13 protein-coding genes are annotated in these 21,031 nt (G+C 71.5%); 9 read left to right on the top strand and 4 right to left on the bottom strand.

Going from position 1 to position 21,031, the window contains the following annotated elements:
- Positions 1-18: 18 nt before the first annotated feature.
- From ACFWYS_RS13220 to ACFWYS_RS13210, 3 genes are all read right to left on the bottom strand, one after another.
- Positions 19-1,566 (bottom strand): alpha/beta hydrolase, encoded by a 1,548-nt coding sequence (locus ACFWYS_RS13220; protein ID WP_384766723.1) that lies wholly within the window; start codon positions 1,564-1,566, stop codon positions 19-21.
- A 210-nt stretch (positions 1,567-1,776) separates the two neighbouring features.
- Positions 1,777-3,324 carry an alpha/beta hydrolase gene (locus ACFWYS_RS13215; protein ID WP_384766721.1) on the bottom strand — a complete coding sequence of 516 codons (1,548 nt, stop codon included), beginning with the start codon at positions 3,322-3,324 and terminating at the stop codon, positions 1,777-1,779.
- Between the two features lie 105 nt (positions 3,325-3,429).
- Complete coding sequence (locus ACFWYS_RS13210) at positions 3,430-6,246, bottom strand: lysylphosphatidylglycerol synthase domain-containing protein (RefSeq protein WP_384766718.1); 2,817 nt, start codon at positions 6,244-6,246, stop codon at positions 3,430-3,432.
- Positions 6,247-6,432: 186 nt separating this feature from the next.
- Here ACFWYS_RS13210 and ACFWYS_RS13205 point away from each other — a divergent pair, with 186 nt between their 5' ends.
- The 5 genes from ACFWYS_RS13205 to nudC all read left to right on the top strand — a co-directional run bounded on the left by ACFWYS_RS13205 (position 6,433) and on the right by nudC (position 16,817).
- Positions 6,433-6,840, top strand: coding sequence for an MGMT family protein (locus tag ACFWYS_RS13205; RefSeq protein ID WP_384766715.1), 408 nt, complete (start codon positions 6,433-6,435; stop codon positions 6,838-6,840).
- A gap of 257 nt (positions 6,841-7,097) precedes the next feature.
- Entirely contained in the window at positions 7,098-10,574 is a 3,477-nt protein-coding gene (locus ACFWYS_RS13200; RefSeq protein WP_384766712.1) for an ATP-dependent helicase, read from the top strand.
- A 164-nt stretch (positions 10,575-10,738) separates the two neighbouring features.
- Positions 10,739-14,305 (top strand): UvrD-helicase domain-containing protein, encoded by a 3,567-nt coding sequence (locus ACFWYS_RS13195; protein ID WP_384766709.1) that lies wholly within the window; start codon positions 10,739-10,741, stop codon positions 14,303-14,305.
- A 10-nt stretch (positions 14,306-14,315) separates the two neighbouring features.
- The gene (locus ACFWYS_RS13190) at positions 14,316-15,719 is read left to right on the top strand and encodes a dipeptidase (RefSeq protein ID WP_384766706.1); all 1,404 of its coding nucleotides are present in this window, start codon (positions 14,316-14,318) and stop codon (positions 15,717-15,719) included.
- Positions 15,720-15,875: 156 nt separating this feature from the next.
- Positions 15,876-16,817 (top strand): NAD(+) diphosphatase, encoded by a 942-nt coding sequence (nudC, locus tag ACFWYS_RS13185; RefSeq protein ID WP_384766704.1) that lies wholly within the window; start codon positions 15,876-15,878, stop codon positions 16,815-16,817.
- 88 nt (positions 16,818-16,905) lie between these two features.
- On the opposite strand, the gene ACFWYS_RS13180 is transcribed toward nudC, so the two are convergent.
- Entirely contained in the window at positions 16,906-17,148 is a 243-nt protein-coding gene (locus ACFWYS_RS13180; protein WP_190069482.1) for a mycoredoxin, read from the bottom strand.
- 184 nt (positions 17,149-17,332) lie between these two features.
- On the opposite strand from ACFWYS_RS13180, the gene ACFWYS_RS13175 reads away from it, so the two are divergent.
- From ACFWYS_RS13175 to ACFWYS_RS13160, 4 genes are all read left to right on the top strand, one after another.
- On the top strand, positions 17,333-19,528 hold the full coding sequence (locus tag ACFWYS_RS13175) for an ATP-dependent DNA helicase UvrD2 (protein ID WP_384766700.1): 2,196 nt from the start codon (positions 17,333-17,335) through the stop codon (positions 19,526-19,528).
- Between the two features lie 165 nt (positions 19,529-19,693).
- Positions 19,694-20,020 carry a hypothetical protein gene (locus tag ACFWYS_RS13170; protein ID WP_384766697.1) on the top strand — a complete coding sequence of 109 codons (327 nt, stop codon included), beginning with the start codon at positions 19,694-19,696 and terminating at the stop codon, positions 20,018-20,020.
- Between the two features lie 176 nt (positions 20,021-20,196).
- Complete coding sequence (locus ACFWYS_RS13165; protein WP_109496206.1) at positions 20,197-20,565, top strand: WhiB family transcriptional regulator; 369 nt, start codon at positions 20,197-20,199, stop codon at positions 20,563-20,565.
- Entirely contained in the window at positions 20,562-20,885 is a 324-nt protein-coding gene (locus ACFWYS_RS13160; protein ID WP_384766694.1) for a hypothetical protein, read from the top strand. The genes ACFWYS_RS13165 and ACFWYS_RS13160 overlap by 4 nt, the downstream gene beginning before the upstream one ends.
- The last annotated feature ends 146 nt before the right edge of the window (positions 20,886-21,031 follow it).

Here is a 21,031-nt window from a genome sequence, read left to right as displayed (position 1 = left end):
CCGAGGCCCCCGCCGTCGTCATGAGCAGACCTTGCCGTCCTTCGGGACCGTCCCCTGGAGCAGATACGCGTTCACCGTGGAGTCGACGCAGTCGTTGCCCTTCCCGTACGCGGCATGGCCCTCGCCCTTCCAGGTGATCATCACGCCGACGCCCTTGCCCAGCTCGTCCGCCATCCTCCGGGTGCCCTCGTAGGGCGTCGCCGGGTCCCCGGTGTTGCCGACCAGCAGGATCGGTGCCGCACCCGGTGCGCTCACCTCCGGGGTGTCGTACTGCCCGGCCACCGGCCAGTCGTGGCACCAGCCGGTCGTGTCCCAGCCCAGCATGGGGCCGAACACCGGCGAGACCTTCTCGAACCGCGGCAGCAGCTTCTTCGCCTCCTCGGCCGTCGGCCGCTGCTTGTCGTCCAAGCACGATATGACCCGTTGTGAGTGGCTTCCCGTGACGTAGTGGCCCGACGGGTCGCGGTCGTTGTATTCGTCGGCGAGCGCCAGGAGTTCCGAGCCGTCACCCTGCTGGGCCGTCTCCAGGGCGGTGGTCAGGGTCGGCCAGCTCGCCTCGCTGTAGAGCGGCCTGACTAGGCCGGTGAGCGCGAGTGGCTCCGTGAGCTTGCGCCCGGAGGACGTCGGCAGCGGGTTCGCGTCGATCCGCTTCAACAGGTCGACGATCTTCCGGGTGCCGTCCTCGGCGCCCTGGCCGGTGGACTTGAGGTAGTTGTTCAGCGCGCGCTGGAAGCCCCTGGCCTGGTTCTCGGCGTGTCCCTCGGCGTCGGCGCTCGGGTCGGAGACCGCGTCCAGGATCAGGCGCCCCACGTTCCTGGGGAACAAGTGGGCGTAGACGCCGCCGAGTTCGGTCCCGTAGGAGATGCCGAAGTAGTGCAGCTTGCGGTCACCGAGGACCTGGCGCATCAGGTCCATGTCGCGGGCGGAGTCGGTGGTCGACACATGCGCCATCAGGGTGCCCGCAGACTTCTGGCAGCCCTTGCCGAAGGCGGCGGCGTCCCGGAAGTACGCCTGCTCCTCGTCCGGGGTGTCCGGCGTGATGTCCACGGACTCGGAGGTCTCGATCTCCTTGTCGCTGCGGCAGCGGATGCCTTCGCTGGCGCCCACTCCGCGCGGGTCCCAGCTCACCAGGTCGTAGCGCTCGCCCAGTTCGGACGCGTTGGAGGCATACCACGGCAGGGTCGACCGCCCCGAGGCGCCGGGTCCGCCGAAGTTGAACAGGAGCGAGCCGATCCGGTCGTCGCCACTGGCCTTGGCGCGGATCAGCGCGAGGCCGATCGTCTCGCCGTCCGGCTTCTTCCAGTCCAGCGGCGTCTTGAGCGTCGTGCACTGCCACTCGTCGCCCGGCGCGGGAAAGCCCCCGGTGGCCTTGCAACGCCCCCAGTCGAGCTTCTGCGAGGTCAGCGACGACGGCAGCGGTGTCCCCGAGCCGGCGGACGTCGCCGATGAATCCGGCGTGCCCGTCTCCCCACCGGCCTCGCCGCCGTCGGACGAGCCGCCGCTGCAGCCCGTCACCAGCAGCGCGGCGGCGGCCGTCAGGGCCGTCCACCGTACGAAACGCGGCATGGCACTTCCCCCCTCGCAGGCCGTCCGCTCTGTGCCGCGGATGGCGGTCAGGCCATAGTAGGCAGATCACGAAAATGCCGTGACGACCTGTGGATAACTCCCTGACCTGCTGCTTTGTGGGATTCCAGCTTGGGATTCGAGCTTGGGATTCGGCTCGCGTTTCGGCTCGGGCCCGGGGCCGGAGGTCCGCGCCGGGGTGCCGACCCGGTCTCAGCCGCAGACGGTGCCTGCCGCCGGAACCTTCCCGTCCAGCAGATATCCGTTCACCGCGGCCTGCACGCACCGGTCCTTGCTGTTGTACGCCCCGTGCCCCTGCCCCCGGTACGTCAGCTCGACGCCCACCCCCTTGCCCAGCGCCTCCACCATCCGCCGAGCGCCCTCGTACGGTGTGGCCGGGTCGCCCGTGTTGCCCACGACGAGGATCGGGGCCGAGCCGGGCGCGCTGACATCGGGGTGGTCGGCGGCGCCCGCCACCGGCCAGTCGGTGCAGTTGAGCAGGGACCAGGCGAAGGAGTCACCGAACAGGCTTGAGGCGGACCGGAATTCGGGCAGCTGCTGCTCCACGTACTCGGGGGTGTACCGAGATTTGCTGTCGGCGCAGTTGATCGAGATGTTGGCGGCGGTGATGTTGCTGTACTCGCCGTTCTTGTTGCGCCCGTTCAACGAGTCGGACAGCAGCATCAGGATCGAGCCGTCACCGCCGTACGCCTGTTCCAGGCCCTGGGTGAGGTACGGCCAGAAGTCCTGCGAGTACAACGCCTGCGCGATGCCGCTGGTCGCGGCGCTCTGGGTCAGCTGACGCGGGAAGACGCCCTCGATCGGCTTGCTGTCGAGGTCCTCCAGCAGCTTGGCGATGCGGTCCTTGACGTCCTCGGGGGTGTCGCCGATCGGGCAGCCCCCGGCCTTGGAGGTGCAGTCCGCGGCGAAGTTGCCGAGCGCGAGCTGGAAGCCCTTGACCTGCCCGAGTGTCGCCCCTTCCGTGTTCTGCGTCGGGTCGACGACCGCGTCGAAGACGGCACGCCCCACGCTCTTGGGGAACAAGTGGGCGTAGACGCCGCCGAGTTCGGTGCCGTAGGAGATGCCGAAGTAGTGCAGCTTGTCGTCGCCCAGGACCTGGCGCATCAGGTCCATGTCGCGGGCCGCGTCGGTGGTGGCCACATACGGCAGCATCCCGTTGGAGTTCTTCTCACACGCCTTGTTGAACTCCTTGGTGCCGTCGAGCAGTTCCGCCCGCTCGGCGGCGTCGTCGGGCGAGGAGTCCTGCTGGAAGTAGGCGTCGAGCTGCTGGTCGTTCTCGCACCGCACGGGCTCGCTGCGGCCCACCCCGCGCGGGTCGAAGCTCACCAGGTCGTAGCGGGTGCGCAACGTCTCGTACTTGTCGCCGAAGGAGGGCAGCGTGGTGACGCCGGAGCCGCCTGGCCCGCCGAAGTTGAAGATCAGTGAGCCGATTCGCTGGTTCTCGTCCCCGCTGGCCTTCGCCCGGATCAGCTCGATGTCGATCGTGTCGCCCTTGGGTTCGTCCCAGTCCCGGGGCGCCTTCATCGTGGCGCACTGCCAGGTGCCGCCGTCCGGCAGCGGCGACGGGCTGCCCTGGCCGCCCTGTGCCTGCGAGGGTGCGGGGCAGTCCTTCCAGCTCAGCTCCTGAGCCGTCAGGTCCTTCTCCCCTGAGTCGTCGTCGCTGCAGCCCGCCAGCAGGGAGGACAGCAGCAGGGCGCTGGCGGTCAGGGCAGCTGCGCGCGTCCGGGGAGGGTTCGGCATGGTCCCATCCTGCGGTCGTACGTGGTGGGGCGCTCGGGGCACGGGCCGTACGAGGTACCACGACGCCTCACCTGTTCGGTGCCCCTACAACGTACGACGCCTGGGCTACAGCGCGCCCTTGCGGGTCAGGTGGTTGAAGGCCAGCCAGCCCGGCAGCACCGGCAGCCACAGCGTCAGCATCCGGAAGAGCAGCACCGAGGGCGCGGCGACCTCGCTCTGCAGACCGACGGCGATCAGACCGACGGTCAGGGTCACGTCCACGGCGCCCACGCCGCCCGGGGTCGGGGCCGCCGAGCCGAGTGCGTTGCCCGCCAGGAACACGACAGCCACGCTGGCGAGGCTGAGCGAGGTCCCCCCGCTGCCGAAGGCCCGGATCGAGGCGTCCAGGCACATCACGAAGCAGGCGGTCAGCAGCAGCATGCCGCCGATGCCGGTGACCAGCTTCTGCGGCCGCTGGAGCACGTCGAGCATGCGCGGCACGACACCCGCGAACAGCGACCTCACGCGCGTGACGACGAATTTCCGCAGGAACGGTACCGAGGTCACCACGAGCACCAGCACCGCCACCGTCAGCAGACCCGCGATGACGGTCCGGGACGGCGACAGCGACGGCGTCTTCTCGGTGCCGGTGAGGTAGCCGAAGGCCAGCAGCATCAGGATGTGGCAGCCGAGCCCGAACAGTTGCGAGGCGCCGACGCTCGCCACCGCGAGCCCCGGCCGCACTCCCGAGCGCTGCAGGAAGCGCGTGTTGAGGGCGACGCCACCGACCGCTGCCGGCGCGACGATCTTCACGAACGATCCGGCGACCTGAGCCGCGACGGTCCGCCGGAACGGCACCCGCTCGGGCACGAACCCCAGCAGCGCCATGGCCGCCGCGACGTAGCTGGCGGCCGAGAACAGCACGGCAGCAGCCACCCAGCCCCACTGGGCGTTGGAGATGAGCGGGCCGAACTCGATGTGTGTGAGCTGTGTCAGCAGGAAGTACGCGGCGATGGCGCCGGCGATGAAGCTGATCAGTGTGCGTGGCCGCACCCGCTCCAGGCGGGCCGGCTCGACCGGTGCCTGCGGCCTGATCAGCAGCACCTCATGGCGGATCTGCGTGAGCAGGTCCTCTTCGCGCGCCTCCTGCAGGGCTTCGTCGATGGCTTCGTCGATGGCCCGCTTCTCGGCCCGCGCCTGCGCCCGCACGGTCTTCTTGTCCGGCTTGTCGAGTACGACCCCGGCGTCCGGTGCCTCCTCGGTGCGGGCCTGCTTGGCGTGCCGGGACGCCTCCAGTACCGCCTCGCGCTCGCGCTGGGCCCGTTCCCGGGCGAGTTTGCGCAGTGTCGCGCGCGTGGAGCGGCTCAGCGCGATGGGCTGGAGCATCGGCAGACAGTCGGCCACGGCGTCGGGGCCGAGCACGCTCACCGCCGAGGCCACCGCGCGCTCGGCGCCCACCCGGAGGCCGAGGGTCACCAGCAGCTGGGAGATGTCCATCCGCAGCAGCAGATTGTTGGCCGCGATCTCGCCGATGCGCAGGTCGGAGATGATCACCTTGCCGGAACGATCCACCAAAATCGCGTCACCGACCAGCCTGCGGTGGGCGATCCGCCGGGACTGCAACGCCTTGACCTGGAGCCAGGCGCCGCGCAGCAGATCGTCGGTGATCTCCTCGTCGGACAGCGAGTCCAGGGTGTGCCCGCCGGAGTGCTCGTAGACCAGCATCACGGCGTCCGGGCCGAGCTCGGAGGTGGCGATCAGCTTGGGCGCGTTGGCACCGGCCGCGATGGCCGCGTAGGCGAGCAGCGCCTCCTGCTCCAGGGCCTGGCGCAGCGACTGAAGACTGCTGCGGGTCGCGAAGCCGCGCAGGGTGAGATTGCGCCACGCGCGATAGAAGAACCCCTGCGCCTGCTGCTCACGGTCGACCACCGTGACATCCAGCGGCGGACCGTCCTCCAGGGTGACGAAGTAGCGCCGGCCCCGGTCGCCGGTCTCCTGTGTGTCGGAGATCTCCTCGCGGGCGGCGCTCACGGGGCGGAATCCGACGTGCCGCAGGCCCGCCATCAGGGTCCGTCCGGTGGGACGGACATTGGGCGAGCCGACCGCGTACAGCGTGCCGTAGGCGACGGTCCAGCCGATCAGCAGCGTCAGGATGATCGAGAACGGCGTGGTGTAGCCGGTGACCAGCATGGAGAAGGCGTACAGGACCAGCACCGCCCACAGGACCGCACGCCAGCGGGGTCTGCGGGACATGCCCACGGCCGTCATGTACGCGATGACCGGCGCGAGATAGCCGTGCACCGGGTCGGTCAGGGAGCCGAGGTCACCGGGTGAGGGCTGGGTCAGCGCGTCCCGGATGGACTCGGGGGCGGCCCGCGCGACCCACAGGTCGGTGGCGAGTGTCACACCGTGCGCGAGGACGGCCGCGAGGACGCCGTCGGCGATACGCAGCCCGTCCCGCTTGATCAGCCGCTCGATCGCGAAGGCGACGGGCACCAGCAGGATCGCGATGCTGGACACCAGCCCGGCCATCTTGCTGAAGACGTCGGGTGCCTGACCGGTGCCCTTGTTGATGTCCTGTTCGAGACCAGAGGTGGTGCCGTGCGCGAACGCGGCGATGGCGAGCAGCAGGGCGATGCCCAGCACACCCACCAGCAGCCGCATCAGGTCGGACGGACGGTGCACGCGCGCGGGGAGGAGCGGTTCGTCGCCCTCGACCTCGTCGACGTGCGCCTCGTCCAGGTCGTAGGCCTTCCCCTCGACGGCCTTGCGGCCGGTGTCACTCGTGCCGGCGCCCTTCCTGGGCTCGTCCTTCTCGGCCTCGTCCTGCTCGCCGTCGCCCCTGTCGCCGGTGGCCTTCATGTCGGCGTCGGCGGTGCCCGGGCGCGACGAAGCGTCAGAGGTGCTCTGCGTGCCCTCCGGGTGTGCACCCTGCTGCTTCATCGTCTCTTCTTGATCTCGTATCACCAGTCACCGCCCGCATGATGGTGGCATGCCCCACCGACACACGGGGGCATCAGGGTGCAAATGCGGGGTCGCACAGTCTGCCCGAACCGTCGCCCCGGGGCGAGGCACACGCACGGTGGCGAGCTCGTCACATTGTCGGTGGGGTGGGGCAGGATGGGGCGGATGAGCGAGGAGAGCCTTCCGGACGACGCCCGCCCGGCGTACGACGACGCACCCTCGGAGCACGCGGACGCGCTGCCCGAGTACGCCGAGCGGGTCCTTGAAGTCGCCGAACTGATCCCGCCGGGTCGCGTCATGACGTACGGGGACGTCGCGGAGTGGCTGGAGGAGGGCGGGCCCCGCCAGGTCGGCCGGGTGATGGCCCTCTACGGGGGAGCAGTCCCGTGGTGGCGTGTGGTCCGCGCGGACGGGGTCCTGCTGCCCGGCCACGAGCTGAGAGCACTGGAGCAGTACCGCGCGGAGAGCACACCCCTGAAGGAGGCGAGCCGGGCCGCCGAGGGCCACCTGCCGCGCCTCGACATGAAGCGCGCGCGGTGGGACGGCGGCGAACGCGCACAGGGTCACACCTGACAGCTTCCGCCATCGGACCGCCCTCGGTGTGACCCGTGATCCGTACGGGGGAAACGGGGCACGTCCGTGGCATGACGTACGTTCGTGAGACGAGGGACGCACGTGGCACGAGTGCCCCGAGGGATGAATCGGAAGCCCTGCTTCCGCACCATTCGTCGGCGTAGCGTCAACTGCGCGTGTCCCCCTCATCCCGAGGCCACCGCCCTCCACGCACGAGGGGCGCGCCACCAGCACACCCACCAGGACCGGCGAACCACGTGAGCTCCTCTTCCTCCACCAGGCGCCTGTCGCACCCTCAGGTGCGACAGGGGACCCGTGGCGCTTACCGGCTGGTGCGTACTCCTGTCGTGCAAGTGGCTCCCCCTCGTCTTGACGCCGCACAACGCGCGGTGGTTGACCACACGGCCGGCCCAATGCTCGTTCTCGCAGGTCCGGGCACCGGAAAGACCACCACGCTCGTCGAGTCCGTGGCGGCGCGCATAGCCCGTGGCGGCGACCCCGAGCGCATCCTGGTGCTGACCTTCAGCCGCAGGGCCGCCGTGGAACTGCGTGACCGCATGGCGCTGCGCATAGGGGCGGCACGCGCGCCCCAGGCGACCACGTTCCACTCGTTCTGTTACGCCCTCGTCCGCGCCCACCAGGACAGCGACCTGTTCGTGGAGCCGCTGCGGCTGCTGTCCGGCCCCGAGCAGGACGTGACCGTACGGGAGCTGCTCGCGGGCCAGCCCGACCTGGAGCGGCTCGGTCTCGCCCATGTGCGCTGGCCGGACGAACTGCGCGCCTGTCTGACCACCCGCGGCTTCGCCGACGAGGTCCGCGCGGTCCTCGCCCGCAGCCGTGAGCTGGGCCTCGGGCCGGGCGCCCTGGACGCCTTCGCGCGCCGCATCGGCCGCCCCGACTGGCGCGCCGCGGCCGCCTTCCTCGCCGAGTACCTCGACGTGCTCGACATGCAGGGCGTGCTCGACTACGCCGAACTGGTCCACCGCGCGGTGCTCCTCGCCCGCCGCCCCGAGACCGCCCAGCGACTCGCCGCGCAGTACGACGCCGTGTACGTCGACGAGTACCAGGACACCGACCCGGCCCAGGTACGGCTGCTGCACGCCCTGGCCGGCGGTGGCCGCAGCCTGGTCGCCTTCGGTGACCCCGACCAGTCGATCTACGCCTTCCGGGGCGCCGACGTGAACGGCATCCTGGAGTTCCCCCGGGCCTTCCCGCGCGCGGACGGCCGCCCCGCGCCCGTCGAGGTCCTGCGCACCTCCCGCCGCTCCGGTGCCGCCCTGCTGGCCGCGACCCGGCTGCTGACCCAGCGCATGCCGCTCACCCGGCTCCCGGCGGAGAAGGTACGCGCCCACCGCGAGCTCGCCCCGGTCCGCGAGGGCGGTCGCGTCGAGGTCTTCACGTATCCGACGCCCGGCACCGAGCTGGACAACATCGCCGACATCCTGCGCCGGGCCCACCTGGAGGACGGCGTGCCCTGGGGCGAGATGGCCGTCCTGGTGCGCGCGGGATCGCGCACGATCCCGACGGTGCGACGCGCGCTCACGGCCGCCGGGGTGCCCTTGGACATCGACGGCGACGATCTGCCACTGCGGCACGAGCCGGCCGTCGCGCCCCTGCTGACGGCCTTGCGGGCGGTGGCAGCGGCGGAGTCGCAGCCCGCGCGGGGTGACGGTGACGTGCGTACCGAGGAAGGCGACGTGCGCACTGAGGAACGCGATGTGCGCACGGTGGAGGCAGTCGCAGCCGAGGGCGACGTCTTGGCCGACCGGCGGGAAGCCGCGGACGCCTCCTCGACGGGTCGGCCCGGGCCTGACGACGATGCCTCGGCCGACCGGCCCGACCCCGGTGTCTCCTGGCTCGACACCGAAACCGCCCTGACCCTGCTCGCCTCCCCCCTCGCCGGCATGGACGCCGCCGACCTGCGCCGCCTCGGACGTGCCCTGCGCGACGAGGAGCGGGCCGCGGGCAATCCCCTGCCGCCGCCCTCGGACGAGCTGCTCGCGCGGGCGCTGGCCGAGCCGGAGCGGCTGGCGGTGCACGACCCCACGTACGCGCGTGGCGCCCAGCGTCTCGGCGCGCTGCTCCGCAAGGCCCGTGAGCGCCTCGCGGGCGGCGGTACGGCCGAGGAGGCGCTGTGGGACCTGTGGGAGGGCACGCCCTGGCCCACGCGCCTGGAGCGGGCCGCCCGCCGGGGCGGCGCGGCCGGACGCAACGCCGACCGTGATCTGGACGCCGTGTGCGCGCTGTTCGCGACGGCGGCCCGCGCGGAGGAGCGCACCGGCGGCCGGGGCGCCCTGAACTTCCTGGAGGAGATCGACGCCGAGGACATCGCCGCCGACACCCTCACGCGGCGTGCGGTACGCCCCGACGCCGTGCGCCTGATGACCGCGCACCGATCCAAGGGCCTTGAGTGGCCCCTGGTCGTCGTCGCCGGCGTCCAGGAGGGCCTGTGGCCGGACCTGCGCCGCCGCGGCTCCCTCCTGGAGGCCGACCGCATCGGCCGCGACGGACTCGCCGAACCGCTCACCCCCGGGGCGCTGCTGGCGGAGGAGCGCCGTCTGTTCTACGTCGCCGCCACACGCGCGCGTGAACGCCTCGTCGTCACCGCGGTGAAGGCCCCGGCGGACGACGGCGACCAGCCCTCCCGTTTCCTGACCGAGCTCGGCGTCGAGCCTAGGGACGTGACGGGCCGCCCGCGCCGCCCGCTGGCCGTCGCCGCGCTGGTCGCCGAACTCCGGGCGACGACGGTCGACCCGCGCGCGTCGGACACCCTCAGGCAGGCCGCCGCCCGCCGGCTGGCCCGGCTGGCCGCGCTCGCCGACGAGGACGGCCGCCCGCTGGTCCCGTCCGCGCACCCCTACCGCTGGTGGGGCATGTTCGAGCCGACCGAGTCCAAGGTGCCGCTGCGCAACCGCGACCAGCCCGTCGTGCTCTCCGGAAGCGCTCTTGATCAGCTTGCCAACGCCTGTTCCCTGCAGTGGTTCCTGGGCCGGGAGGTGAAGGCCGACGCGCCCGCCACCGCCGCTCAGGGCTTCGGCAACGTGGTCCACGTCCTCGCCGACGAGGTGGCCTCCGGGCACACTCCGGCCGATCTCGTGGTCCTGATGGAGCGCCTCGACTCGGTGTGGAACGCGCTGGCCTTCGACGCGCCGTGGAAGTCGGCCCAGGAGAAGGACAACGCGCGCGTGGCGCTCGAACGCTTCCTCAAGTGGCATGTGATGGACCGTGCGGGGCGTACGCCGGTGGCGAGCGAGCACGACTTCGACGTGACCCTGGCGGCCGGCGACTTCGAGGTGCGCATCCGCGGCCAGATGGACCGCGTCGAGGCCGACGGCGAAGGCCGCGCCTATGTCGTCGACTTCAAGACCGGCAAGCAGGCGCCCAGCGCGGCCGAGGTGGCCCGGCACCCGCAGCTCGCCGTCTATCAGCTCGCCGTCCGCGAGGGCGCCGTGGACGAGGCCTTCGACGGAGTGCGCCCGGAGCCGGGCGGTGCCGAACTCGTCCAGCTGCGCCAGGGCGCCGCCAAGCGGGACGGCGGCGAGACGCTGCCCAAGGTGCAGGGGCAGGAACCGCTGGAAGGCCCGGAGGGGGAGTGGGTCGGCGAACTGCTGGCCACGGCGGCGGGCAAGGTCCTCGACGAGCGGTTCGCCCCCAGCACGGGACAGCACTGCACACACTGCGCGTTCCGGGCGTCGTGCAGCGCACGACCCGAGGGACGGCACGTGGTCGAGTAATCCCCCATACGAGTAAATCCCCCCATACAGGGGCGAGTCGAGCAGGCCGCAGATGGCCGAGCAACCGGAGTGATCGATCGCACCACCCGTGCTGACCTGTGCTTCTTCCGGCCCGACGGCCGATCCGGCATCCAGTGTCAGTGCCCGCCGCTAGCCTCTCTGAGGTGTCCGCCCGTATCACCGATCCCGAGCAGCTCAAGGAGCTCCTCGGCATCCCGTTCACTCCGGAGCAGACGGCCTGCATCATCGCGCCGCCCGCCCCGCAGGTGATCGTGGCCGGAGCCGGATCGGGCAAGACGACGGTGATGGCGGCACGCGTGGTGTGGCTGGTCGGCACCGGCCAGGTCGCCCCCGAACAGGTCCTCGGCCTGACCTTCACCAACAAGGCCGCCGGTGAACTCGCCGAGCGCGTCCGCAAGGCCCTGGTCAAGGCCGGTGTCACCGACCCCGATGTCATCGACCCGGACAACCCGCCGGGCGAGCCGGTGATCTCGACGTACCACGCCTTCGCCGGCCGTCTGCTGACCGACCACGGCCTGCGTATCGGCCTCGAACCGACGTCCCGCCTGCTCGCCGACGCCACCCGCTACCAGCTCGCCGCGCGTGTGCTGCGCGAGGCCCCGGGACCGTACCCGGCCCTGACCCGCTCCTTCGCCGACCTGGTCAGCGACCTCCTCGCCCTCGACGCCGAACTCGCCGAGCACCTCGTACGCCCCGAGGCCCTGCGCGCGTACGACGCCGAACTGCTGCTCACGCTGCAGGGCGCCAAGCTCAGCAACGCCGATCTGCGCAAGGTGCCCGAGACGGCCGCGGCCCGCCGCGAACTCGCCGAGTTGGTGGTCCGCTACCGGGCCGCCAAGCGGGAACGCGACCTCCTCGACTTCGGCGACCAGATCGCGCTCTCGGCACGGCTCGCCGGGATCCCCGAAGTGGGCGGCATCCTGCGCGACGAGTTCCGGGTGGTCCTCCTGGACGAGTACCAGGACACATCCGTCGCCCAACGCGTCCTCCTCGCGGGCCTGTTCGGGGGCGGCACCGGCCATCCCGTGACCGCCGTGGGCGACCCCTGCCAGGCCATCTACGGCTGGCGCGGTGCCTCCGTCGCCAACCTCGACGACTTCCCCGAGCACTTCGCCCGCTCCGACGGGCGCCCATCCGCCCGCCAGGCGCTCAGCGAGAACCGCCGCAGCGGCGGCCGTCTCCTCGATCTCGCCAACGGCCTCGCGGAGCCATTGCGCGCCATGCACGCGGGTGTGGAGGCACTCCGCCCGGCCCCGGGAGCCGAGCGCGACGGCATGGTCCGCTGCGCGCTGCTGCCCACCCACGCCGAGGAGATGGACTGGATCGCCGAGTCCATCGCCCATCTCGTGAACACCGGCAAGGCACCGGGTGAGATCGCCGTCCTGTGCCGTACGGCGACCGACTTCGCCGAGATCCAGGGCGCGCTCGTCGCCCGGGACGTCCCCGTCGAGGTGGTCGGCCTGTCCGGGCTGCTCCACCTGCCCGAGATCGCCGACCTGGTCGCCGTCTGCGAGGTCCTCCAGGACCCGGGCGCCAACGCCTCCCTGGTCCGCCTGCTCACCGGCCCGCGCTGGCGCATCGGTTCGCGCGACCTCGCCCTCCTGGGGCGGCGCGCACGGCTACTGGTGTCCCACGCGCGCGTGGACGGCGACGACGACCCGGACCGCCGGCTCGCCGAGGCCGTCGAGGGGGTCGACCCCGCCGAGGTGATCTCCCTGGCGGACGCCCTCGACACGTTCCTGGAGACGCCGTTCGACGGCGACGGGGACGACGACCACCTGCCCTTCTCGCCGGACGCGCGCGTGCGGTTCGCCCGCCTGGCTGCCGAACTGCGCGACCTGCGCCGCTCCCTGTCCGACCCGCTGATGGACGTCCTGCACCGCGTCCTCGCCGTCACCGGACTGGAGGTCGAGCTGTCGGCCTCCCCACACGCCCTGGCCGCGCGTCGCCGCGAGACCCTGTCCAACTTCCTCGACATCGCCGCCTCGTTCGCGGCCGGTGACAACGAGGCGACCCTGCTCGCCTTCCTCGCCTTCCTGCGCACCGCCGCCCAGTACGAGAAGGGCCTCGACAACGCCCTCCCCGGCGGCGAGAACACCGTGAAGGTGCTCACCGCGCACAAGTCCAAGGGCCTGGAGTGGGACGTCGTGGCCGTCCCCGGCCTGGTCACCGGCACCTTCCCCAGCACCAAGGGCCGCGAGAAGTGGACCGCGCAGGGCAAGGTGCTCCCGCACGAACTGCGCGGCGACACCGACACGCTCCCCGACATCGCCTCCTGGGACGCCCGCGGCCTGAAGGCCTTCCAGGAGGCCATGAAGGACCACCAGCACACCGAGGAGCTCCGCCTCGGCTACGTCACCTTCACCCGCCCCCGCTCCCTGCTCCTCGGCTCCGGCCACTGGTGGGGCCCCTCCCAGAAGAAGCCCCGCGGCCCCTCCGACTTCCTTCAGGCCCTGTACGACCACTGCGCGGCCGGATACGGCGAGATCGAGGCCTGGGCGGACGAGCCTGCCGAGGACGAGGAGAACCCGGCCCTGCACCGGGAGAACGCCGACCAGGTGTGGCCCCTGCCGCTGGACGAGGCCGCCCTGACCCGACGTCGCGCGGCCGCCGAGACGGTCCTGGCCCACCTGGAGAACCTCACCCCCGACGAGGACGGCCGGCCTGCCGCGACGCACGACCCGGACACGTACGACGACCCGGACTGGCCCCCGCCACCGGACGACGAAGCGTTCCCCGACGAGCCCATCGACGAGCTCACCGAGGAGGACCCCGGCGACTGGGACTCCTGGACCACCGACCGCCCCGACCGCCCAGCCATCCCGCACCAGGCGACATCCCCGGAACCCCGAGCCGAGCTCCCCGCACGCCCCCACCCCACGGACCCGGGCCCCCTCACCCCGGAGGAGGCCCGCACCATCGCCTCCTGGGACCGCGATCTCGACGCCCTCACCGGGGAGCTCCTGCGCGCCCGCGCGAGCGTCACGGACGTCCCCCTGCCCGCGTCGCTCACCGTGTCCCAGCTGCTGCGGCTGGCCGCCGACCCGGACGGGTTCGCGCAGGAACTCGCGCGCCCCATGCCGCGCCCTCCACAACCCGCCGCACGTCGAGGCACCCGATTCCACGCCTGGGTAGAGGCCCGCTTCGAAGAGCTGACGCTGCCCATGCTGGAGCCGGACGACCTGCCCGGCAGCGAGACCGAGATCGCCGACGAGCGTGACCTGGAAGCTCTCAAGGACGCCTTCGAGCGCACCGAGTACGCGCACCGCACGCCGTACCGGGTCGAGGCCCCGTTCCAGCTCGCGATCGCCGGCCGCGTCGTACGGGGCCGTATCGATGCCGTCTACAGGGAAGACAGGGAGACCACGGGAGACACGGAAGAAGACAGGGAGGCCACGGGAGACCCGGAAGATGACGGCGACGGCGTGACGGGCGACGGCGTGACGTACGAGATCGTCGACTGGAAGACCAACCGCACCCGCACCGCCGACCCGCTCCAGCTCGCCCTGTACCGGCTCGCCTGGGCCGAGCAGCAGGGCGTGCCGCTGGCGTCGGTCGACGCCGCGTTCGTGTACGTCCGCACTGGCGAGGTCGTACGCCCCGGCGAGCTGCCGGACCGGGCGGCACTGGAACGGCTGCTCACCGAGGAGCCGCTCCCCGAGGCGGACTGTGAGGAACCGCCCAACCAGGATGTCGGTGCGGGCCGATAGGCTCGTGACCATGAGCCAGACCCCGGACAGCGCCGTCCGCACGTACATCGAGCAGCATCGTGCCGCCTTCCTCGACGAGCTCGCCGAGTGGCTGCGCATCCCCTCCGTGTCGGCCCAGCCCGACCACGCGCCCGACGTACGCCGCAGTGCCGACTGGCTCGCCGCCAAGCTCAAGGAGACCGGGTTCCCGACCGCCGAGGTCTGGCCGACCCCGGGCGCCCCTGCCGTCTTCGCGGAGTGGCCCTCCGAGGACCCGCAGGCGCCCACGGTCCTCGTCTACGGCCACCACGACGTGCAGCCCGCCGCCCGCGAGGACGGCTGGGACAGCGAGCCCTTCGAGCCCGTCGTCCGCGATGGGCGCCTCTACGCGCGCGGGGCGGCCGACGACAAGGGCCAGGTGTTCTTCCACACACTCGGCGTCCGCGCCCACCTCGCCACCACGGGCCGCAGCACCCCGGCCGTCAACCTGAAGCTGCTCATCGAAGGTGAGGAGGAGTCCGGCTCCCCGCACTTCCGCGCCCTCGTCGAGGAGCACGCCGACCGGCTCGCGGCCGACGCCGTGATCGTGTCCGACACCGGCATGTGGTCCGTGGACACCCCCACCGTCTGCACCGGCATGCGCGGCCTCGCCGAGTGCGAGATCCGGCTGTCCGGCCCCGACCAGGACATCCACTCCGGCTCCTTCGGCGGCGCCGTCCCCAACCCGGCGACCGCCGCCGCCCGCCTGGTCGCCGCCCTGCACGACGAGCACGCGCGCGTGGCGATCCCAGGCTTCTACGACGGCATCGTGGAGCTGACCGACCGCGAGCGCGAGCTCTTCGCCGAGCTGCCCTTCGACGAGCAGCAGTGGCTGCGCACCGCCAAGTCGTACGCCACCCAGGGCGAGGCCGGCCACACCACCCTGGAGCGCGTCTGGGCCCGCCCGACCGCCGAGGTCAACGGCATCGGAGGCGGCTACCAGGGACCCGGCAGCAAGACGATCATCCCGTCCTCCGCCATGGTGAAGCTCTCGTTCCGCCTGGTGGCGGGACAGGAACTCGACCACATCGAGAAGGTGGTCCACGCCTGGGCGGCCGAGCAGGTGCCCGCCGGCATCCGCTGGGAGATCACGTTCTCGGCCGGTACGCGCCCGTGCCTGACACCGCTGGACCACCCGGCCCTGCAGTCCGTCGTACGCGCCATGGGCCGCGCCTTCGAGGGCCCCGTCCGCTTCACGCGCGAGGGCGGCTCGGGACCCGCGGCCGACCTCCAGGACGTCCTCGGCGCACCCGTGCTCTTCCTCGGCATCTCCGTCCCCTCCGACGGCTGGCACGCCCCGAACGAGAAGGTCGAGCTCGACCTGCTTCTCAAAGGCGTCGAGACCACCGCATACCTGTGGGGCGACCTCGCCGAGAACTGGCGCCATGCGCCCTGAACGAGCAGGGCCGTCCGGAGCGGTGCCGCGCACGGGGCACACTGTGCAGGCCGCCCCGCACCGCCGAGTCCTGCCGCACCCGGTCGCCTCCCGTCCCACGTCCCGCCGATCCGCCCGCCGAAGCACACCGTTCCACTGGGGGAGTTGGAAGCACCCGTGACCACCTGGACCGACCACACCGCCGACCGACCCATCTCGCTCACCGTCCCCAGCGGCATCGACCGCGCTGCCCACCACCGGCTCGACGAGGCCTGGCTCGCGGCGGCGTGGAGCCACCCCACGACCCGTTGCTTCGTGGTCTCCGGCGGCCAGGTCCTCATCGACGAGACGGCGGACGGGCGCACCGAACTCGTCATGACCCCCTCCTTCGAGGCTCCCCTCACCGAGGCGCACCGCTACTTCCTCGGTATCGACGAGGACGGCGTCAGCTACTTCGCCCTTCAGAAGGACGCGCTGCCCGGCCGTATCGACCAGTCAGCGCGCGCGGCCGGTCTGCGCGAGGCGGGCCTGCTGCTGTCACCGCGTGACGTGGGCCTGATGGTGCACGCCGTCGGCCTGGAGAACTGGCAGCGCACCCACCGCTTCTGCTCCCGCTGCGGCGAGCGCACCGTGATCGCCGCGGCCGGGCACATCCGCCGCTGCCCCGCCTGCGGCGCCGAGCACTACCCGCGCACCGACCCGGCCGTGATCATGGCCGTCACCGACGAGGACGACCGCATCCTGCTGGGACGCCAGGTCCACTGGCCCGAGGGCCGTTTCTCGACGCTCGCGGGCTTCGTCGAGCCAGGCGAGTCCATCGAGCAGGCGGTGCGCCGCGAGGTGTCCGAGGAGGCCGGGATCACCGTCGGCGAGGTCGAGTACGTCGCCAGCCAGCCCTGGCCCTTCCCGTCCAGCCTCATGCTGGGCTTCATGGCCCACGCCACCTCCACCGAGGTCGAGGTCGACGGCGACGAGATCCACGAGGCCCGCTGGTTCTCCCGCGAGGAACTGGGCGCCGCCTTCGAATCCGGCGAGGTCCTGCCGCCCTACGGCATCTCGATCGCGGCCCGTCTGATCGAGCTCTGGTACGGCAAGCCGCTGCCGACGCGCGGTGTCTGACCACTGAAGGAAGCAGCCGAGCGCAAAGAGGGAGGGTGGCCGCCCCGAGCCGGGACGGCCACCCTCCTTCTTTGCCTTTACGCGTCGATCACACGCCGATCTTCTGCTTCACCTGAGCCAGCGACGGGTTCGTCAGCGTCGAACCGTCCCCGAAGAGCACGGTCGGGACCGTCTGGTTTCCGCCATTCGCCTTCTCGACGAACGCCGCGGACTCCGGGTCCTGCTCGATGTTGATCTCGGTGTACGCGATGCCCTCGCGCTCCAGCTGCTTCTTCAGCCGCTGGCAGTAACCGCACCACGTCGTGCTGTACATCGTCACAGTGCCCTGCATGTCTCGCGCGCTCCTTGGATGGCTCGGGGGATCGGATCGTTCGATGAGGGAACGTACGCCACCCCGGCGCCATTCCCGCCCGGGGTATGCCCGGCACGTGACGCCTGCCGCATTGGTACGACTATCAGTGCCTGCCTGTGGACAACCGGCACAGCCGTCTCCGGCGACCTGGCAGCATGGCCGTGTGACAGCAGCAACGCACTCCACCCTCTTCCCGCAGGCACCGGACTCTGCCGACGCGGTGCTCGAAGGGCTCGACCCCGAGCAGCGCGAGGTGGCCACCGCCCTGCACGGGCCGGTGTGCGTGCTCGCGGGCGCCGGTACGGGCAAGACCCGGGCGATCACCCACCGCATCGCCTACGGGGTGCGCGCCGGCATCCTCCAGCCGTCCAGCGTGCTCGCCGTCACCTTCACCAACCGCGCCGCCGGAGAGATGCGCGGCCGGCTGCGCCAGCTGGGCGCCGCCGGAGTGCAGGCCCGCACCTTCCATTCCGCTGCCCTGCGTCAGCTCCAGTACTTCTGGCCGAAAGCGATCGGCGGCTCCATGCCCCGGCTCGTCGACCGCAAGATCCAGCTCGTCGCCGACGCGGCCGCCGCCTGCCACATCCGCCTCGACCGGAACGAGCTGCGGGACGTCACCGCCGAGATCGAGTGGTCCAAGGTCACCCAGACCGTCCCCGCCGACTACGCGCTCGCCACCGCCAAGGCCGGCCGCGACGCCCCCCGCGACCCGGCCGAGACCGCCCAGATCTACAACGTCTACGAGGACCTCAAGCGGGACCGCTCCGTCATCGACTTCGAGGACGTCCTGCTGCTCACCGTCGGCATCCTCCAGGACCGCCACGACATCGCCGACCAGGTCCGCTCCCAGTACCAGCACTTCGTCGTCGACGAGTACCAGGACGTCAGCCCGCTCCAGCAGCGCCTGCTGGAGCTCTGGCTCGGCAACCGGGACAACCTGTGCGTGGTCGGTGACGCCAGCCAGACGATCTACTCGTTCACAGGAGCAACTCCCGACCATCTCCTTGACTTCCGCACCCGCCACCCCGGCGCCACCGTCGTCAAGCTGGTCCGCGACTACCGCTCCACCCCCCAGGTCGTCCACCTCGCCAACGGTCTGCTCGCCCAGGCCCGGGGCCGCGCCGCCGACCACCGCCTGGAGCTGATCTCCCAGCGCGACCCGGGCCCCGAACCCGTCTACACCGAGTACACCGACGAGCCCGCCGAGGCCGAGGGCGCCGCCCGCCGCATCCGGGAACTCATGGACGCGGGCGTCCCGGCCAGCGAGATCGCCATCCTGTTCCGTACGAACTCCCAGTCCGAGATCTATGAGCAGGCCCTCGCCGACGCGGGCGTGTCCTACCAGCTGCGGGGCGCCGAGCGCTTCTTCGACCGGCCCGAGGTGCGCAAGGCGGGCATCGCCCTGCGCGGAGCGGCCCGCTTCGGGGGCAACGACTCACTCCTCGACGACGCCGTCGACCTGCCCTCCCAGGTGCGTGCCGTGCTGTCGGGGGAGGGCTGGACGACCGAGCCCCCGGCCGGCTCCGGCGCCGTCAGAGAGCGCTGGGAGTCGCTGGCCGCCCTGGTGAACCTCGCCCAGGACTTCGCCGCCGCCAAACCGGGCGCCACCCTCGCCGACCTCGTCGCGGAGCTGGACGAACGGGCGAACGCCCAGCACGCCCCGACGGTCCAGGGCGTCACCCTCGCCTCCCTGCACTCGGCCAAGGGCCTGGAGTGGGACGTCGTCTTCCTGGTCGGCGTCGCCGAGGGCATGATGCCGATCACCTACGCAAAGACCGACGAGCAGATCGAGGAGGAGCGCCGCCTCCTCTACGTCGGCGTCACCCGCGCCCGCCGGCACCTCCATGTCTCCTGGGCGCTCACCCGCGCCCCCGGCGGTCGCCCCAACCGCCGCCCCAGCCGCTTCCTCGACGGACTGCGCCCCGGCTCGACCGCCACGGTCGGGCGCCCCGCTGCGGGCGGCTCCGGAGGCGTCGAGCGGGGCTTCACGAGCAGACCGGACGCCGTCCCGCGACGGGCCCAGCGCACTCCGGCCCGTTGCCGCGTCTGCGGGCGCACCCTCACGGACGCCGGTGAGATGAAGCTGATGCGCTGTGAGGACTGTCCTTCCGACATGGACGAGGGCCTCTACGAACGGCTCCGTGAATGGCGCGGCGTCCAGGCACGGCTCAGCGGCCAGCCGGACTTCTGCATCTTCACGGACAGAACCCTGATGGCCATCGCCGAGGCGGAGCCGACTAGTCCGGTTGAGTTGTCCCGCATCTCTGGTGTCCTCAAGCGGAAGCTCGACCGCTACGGAGCCGATGTCCTTGCCATCTGTGCAGGCCAGGAGCCTGGGGACGGTGTCGACGGTGAATGATGCGAACTCGTCGAAAAAATAGTTTGCGCATGCCCCAGCAATCCCCATAGGTTCTTAGCCACGGGAACGGAGGCCTTCTCGGAGGCCCCAATTCCGTGTTCTACTTGCATACCCGTCGGACTGGTTCATCCCAGTCCCCCGAGACGCCGAGAGGAGGCGAGTCCAGTGATCAGCATCTACAGCAGCTCCATCAGCACCGTCAAAATGACCGATCGCTCGGTCGTCGCCTCCCTGTGCATGCTCGGCGCCTCGAACCAGGGCACCGGTCTGTCCGGCATTCGTGCCGTCCGTCCGGCGTCCTCCGTGTCTCTGGCGGGTCTTCCCGTCCGTGAGCGCAATGAGCGACCGACCAAGGCACTGGAAGCGGCAGTAGAGGCCAAGGCGCATGCCTATGCCTCCACGGCGACCGGTGCCGGATTCCGGAAGCAGACGACGCAGCACCACCAGATGTGGGCCTTCCGTGGGCCAGAACCCTGGAGTGATCCAGCCTGACAGTCGATCAGGCCGGCGCCTTCAGGGCCGCGGAACCCCATCCGGGATCCGCGGCCCTTCTGTTTGTCCCCCAACGGGGACGACGGAGCGAAGGGGCCTCGGGACAAGAAAAGAACCCGGTACCAGCCGCCACCCGGTCCCACAGGACCGGAACGAACAGACGAGGAAAACCAACCGTGCAACTCGAAGCGCACGCCCCGTCCGTACCGCCTTCAGACGCGATCCCCAAGCCCGGCCTCACGGAGGACTCCACCTTGACCCCGCTCACTGCGCTCACCGCGCTCGACGACGCCATCGAGAACCTCGGCGTGCCCGTCCCCTGCCGCTCCTACGACCCGGAGGTCTTCTTCGCCGAGTCGCCGGCGGATGTCGAGTACGCCAAGTCCCTCTGCCGCACCTGCCCGCTGATCGAGGCCTGCCTCGCCGGCGCCAAGGAGCGGCGTGAGCCCTGGGGCGTCTGGGGTGGCGAGCTGTTCGTCCAGGGTGTCGTCGTCGCCCGGAAGCGGCCGCGTGGTCGCCCGCGCAAGAACCCGGTCACGGCATGAACACCGCAGGAACGATCGACCGCCCCCTCACGCACGACCCCCAGAAGCAGGCCCCGATGAAGCCGTCCACCCACGAACTCGCAGGCTCCGCGCCTGAAGACTTCACCACCAGTGGCGCGAACGACTCGCGTCAGAACAGGAACCGAGAGATGCAACTCATCCAAGAAGCCCTGGCACGCGCGCATATGCAAGAGCGCCGGCACGCGGCCGCGCGGGAGCGCCAGGCCGTGGAGCTGGCGACCGCGCGCCGTATGCAGCGCCGCGCCGAGCGCGCCTCGATGCGCGCCCGCCGTGCGCTCGCCCGGGCGGTCATGCAGTAACCGACGACACCGTCAGAAGGTGGCCTCCCCACTCGGGGAGGCGGTGACTCCCCGCGGGGGGGGGGGGGGGGGGGCCGGGGGGGGGCGCGGGGGGGGGGGCAGTGGGGGGCCGGCCGCGTCGGGGGGGGTGTGGGGCTCGCGGCGGT

The sequence above is a fragment of the Streptomyces sp. NPDC059010 genome, from assembly GCF_042740355.1.
Taxonomy (GTDB): Bacteria; Actinomycetota; Actinomycetes; order Streptomycetales; family Streptomycetaceae; genus Streptomyces.
The sequence above is the reverse complement of the archived record's forward strand: the minus strand, read 5'-3'. Positions and strand labels throughout refer to the sequence as shown.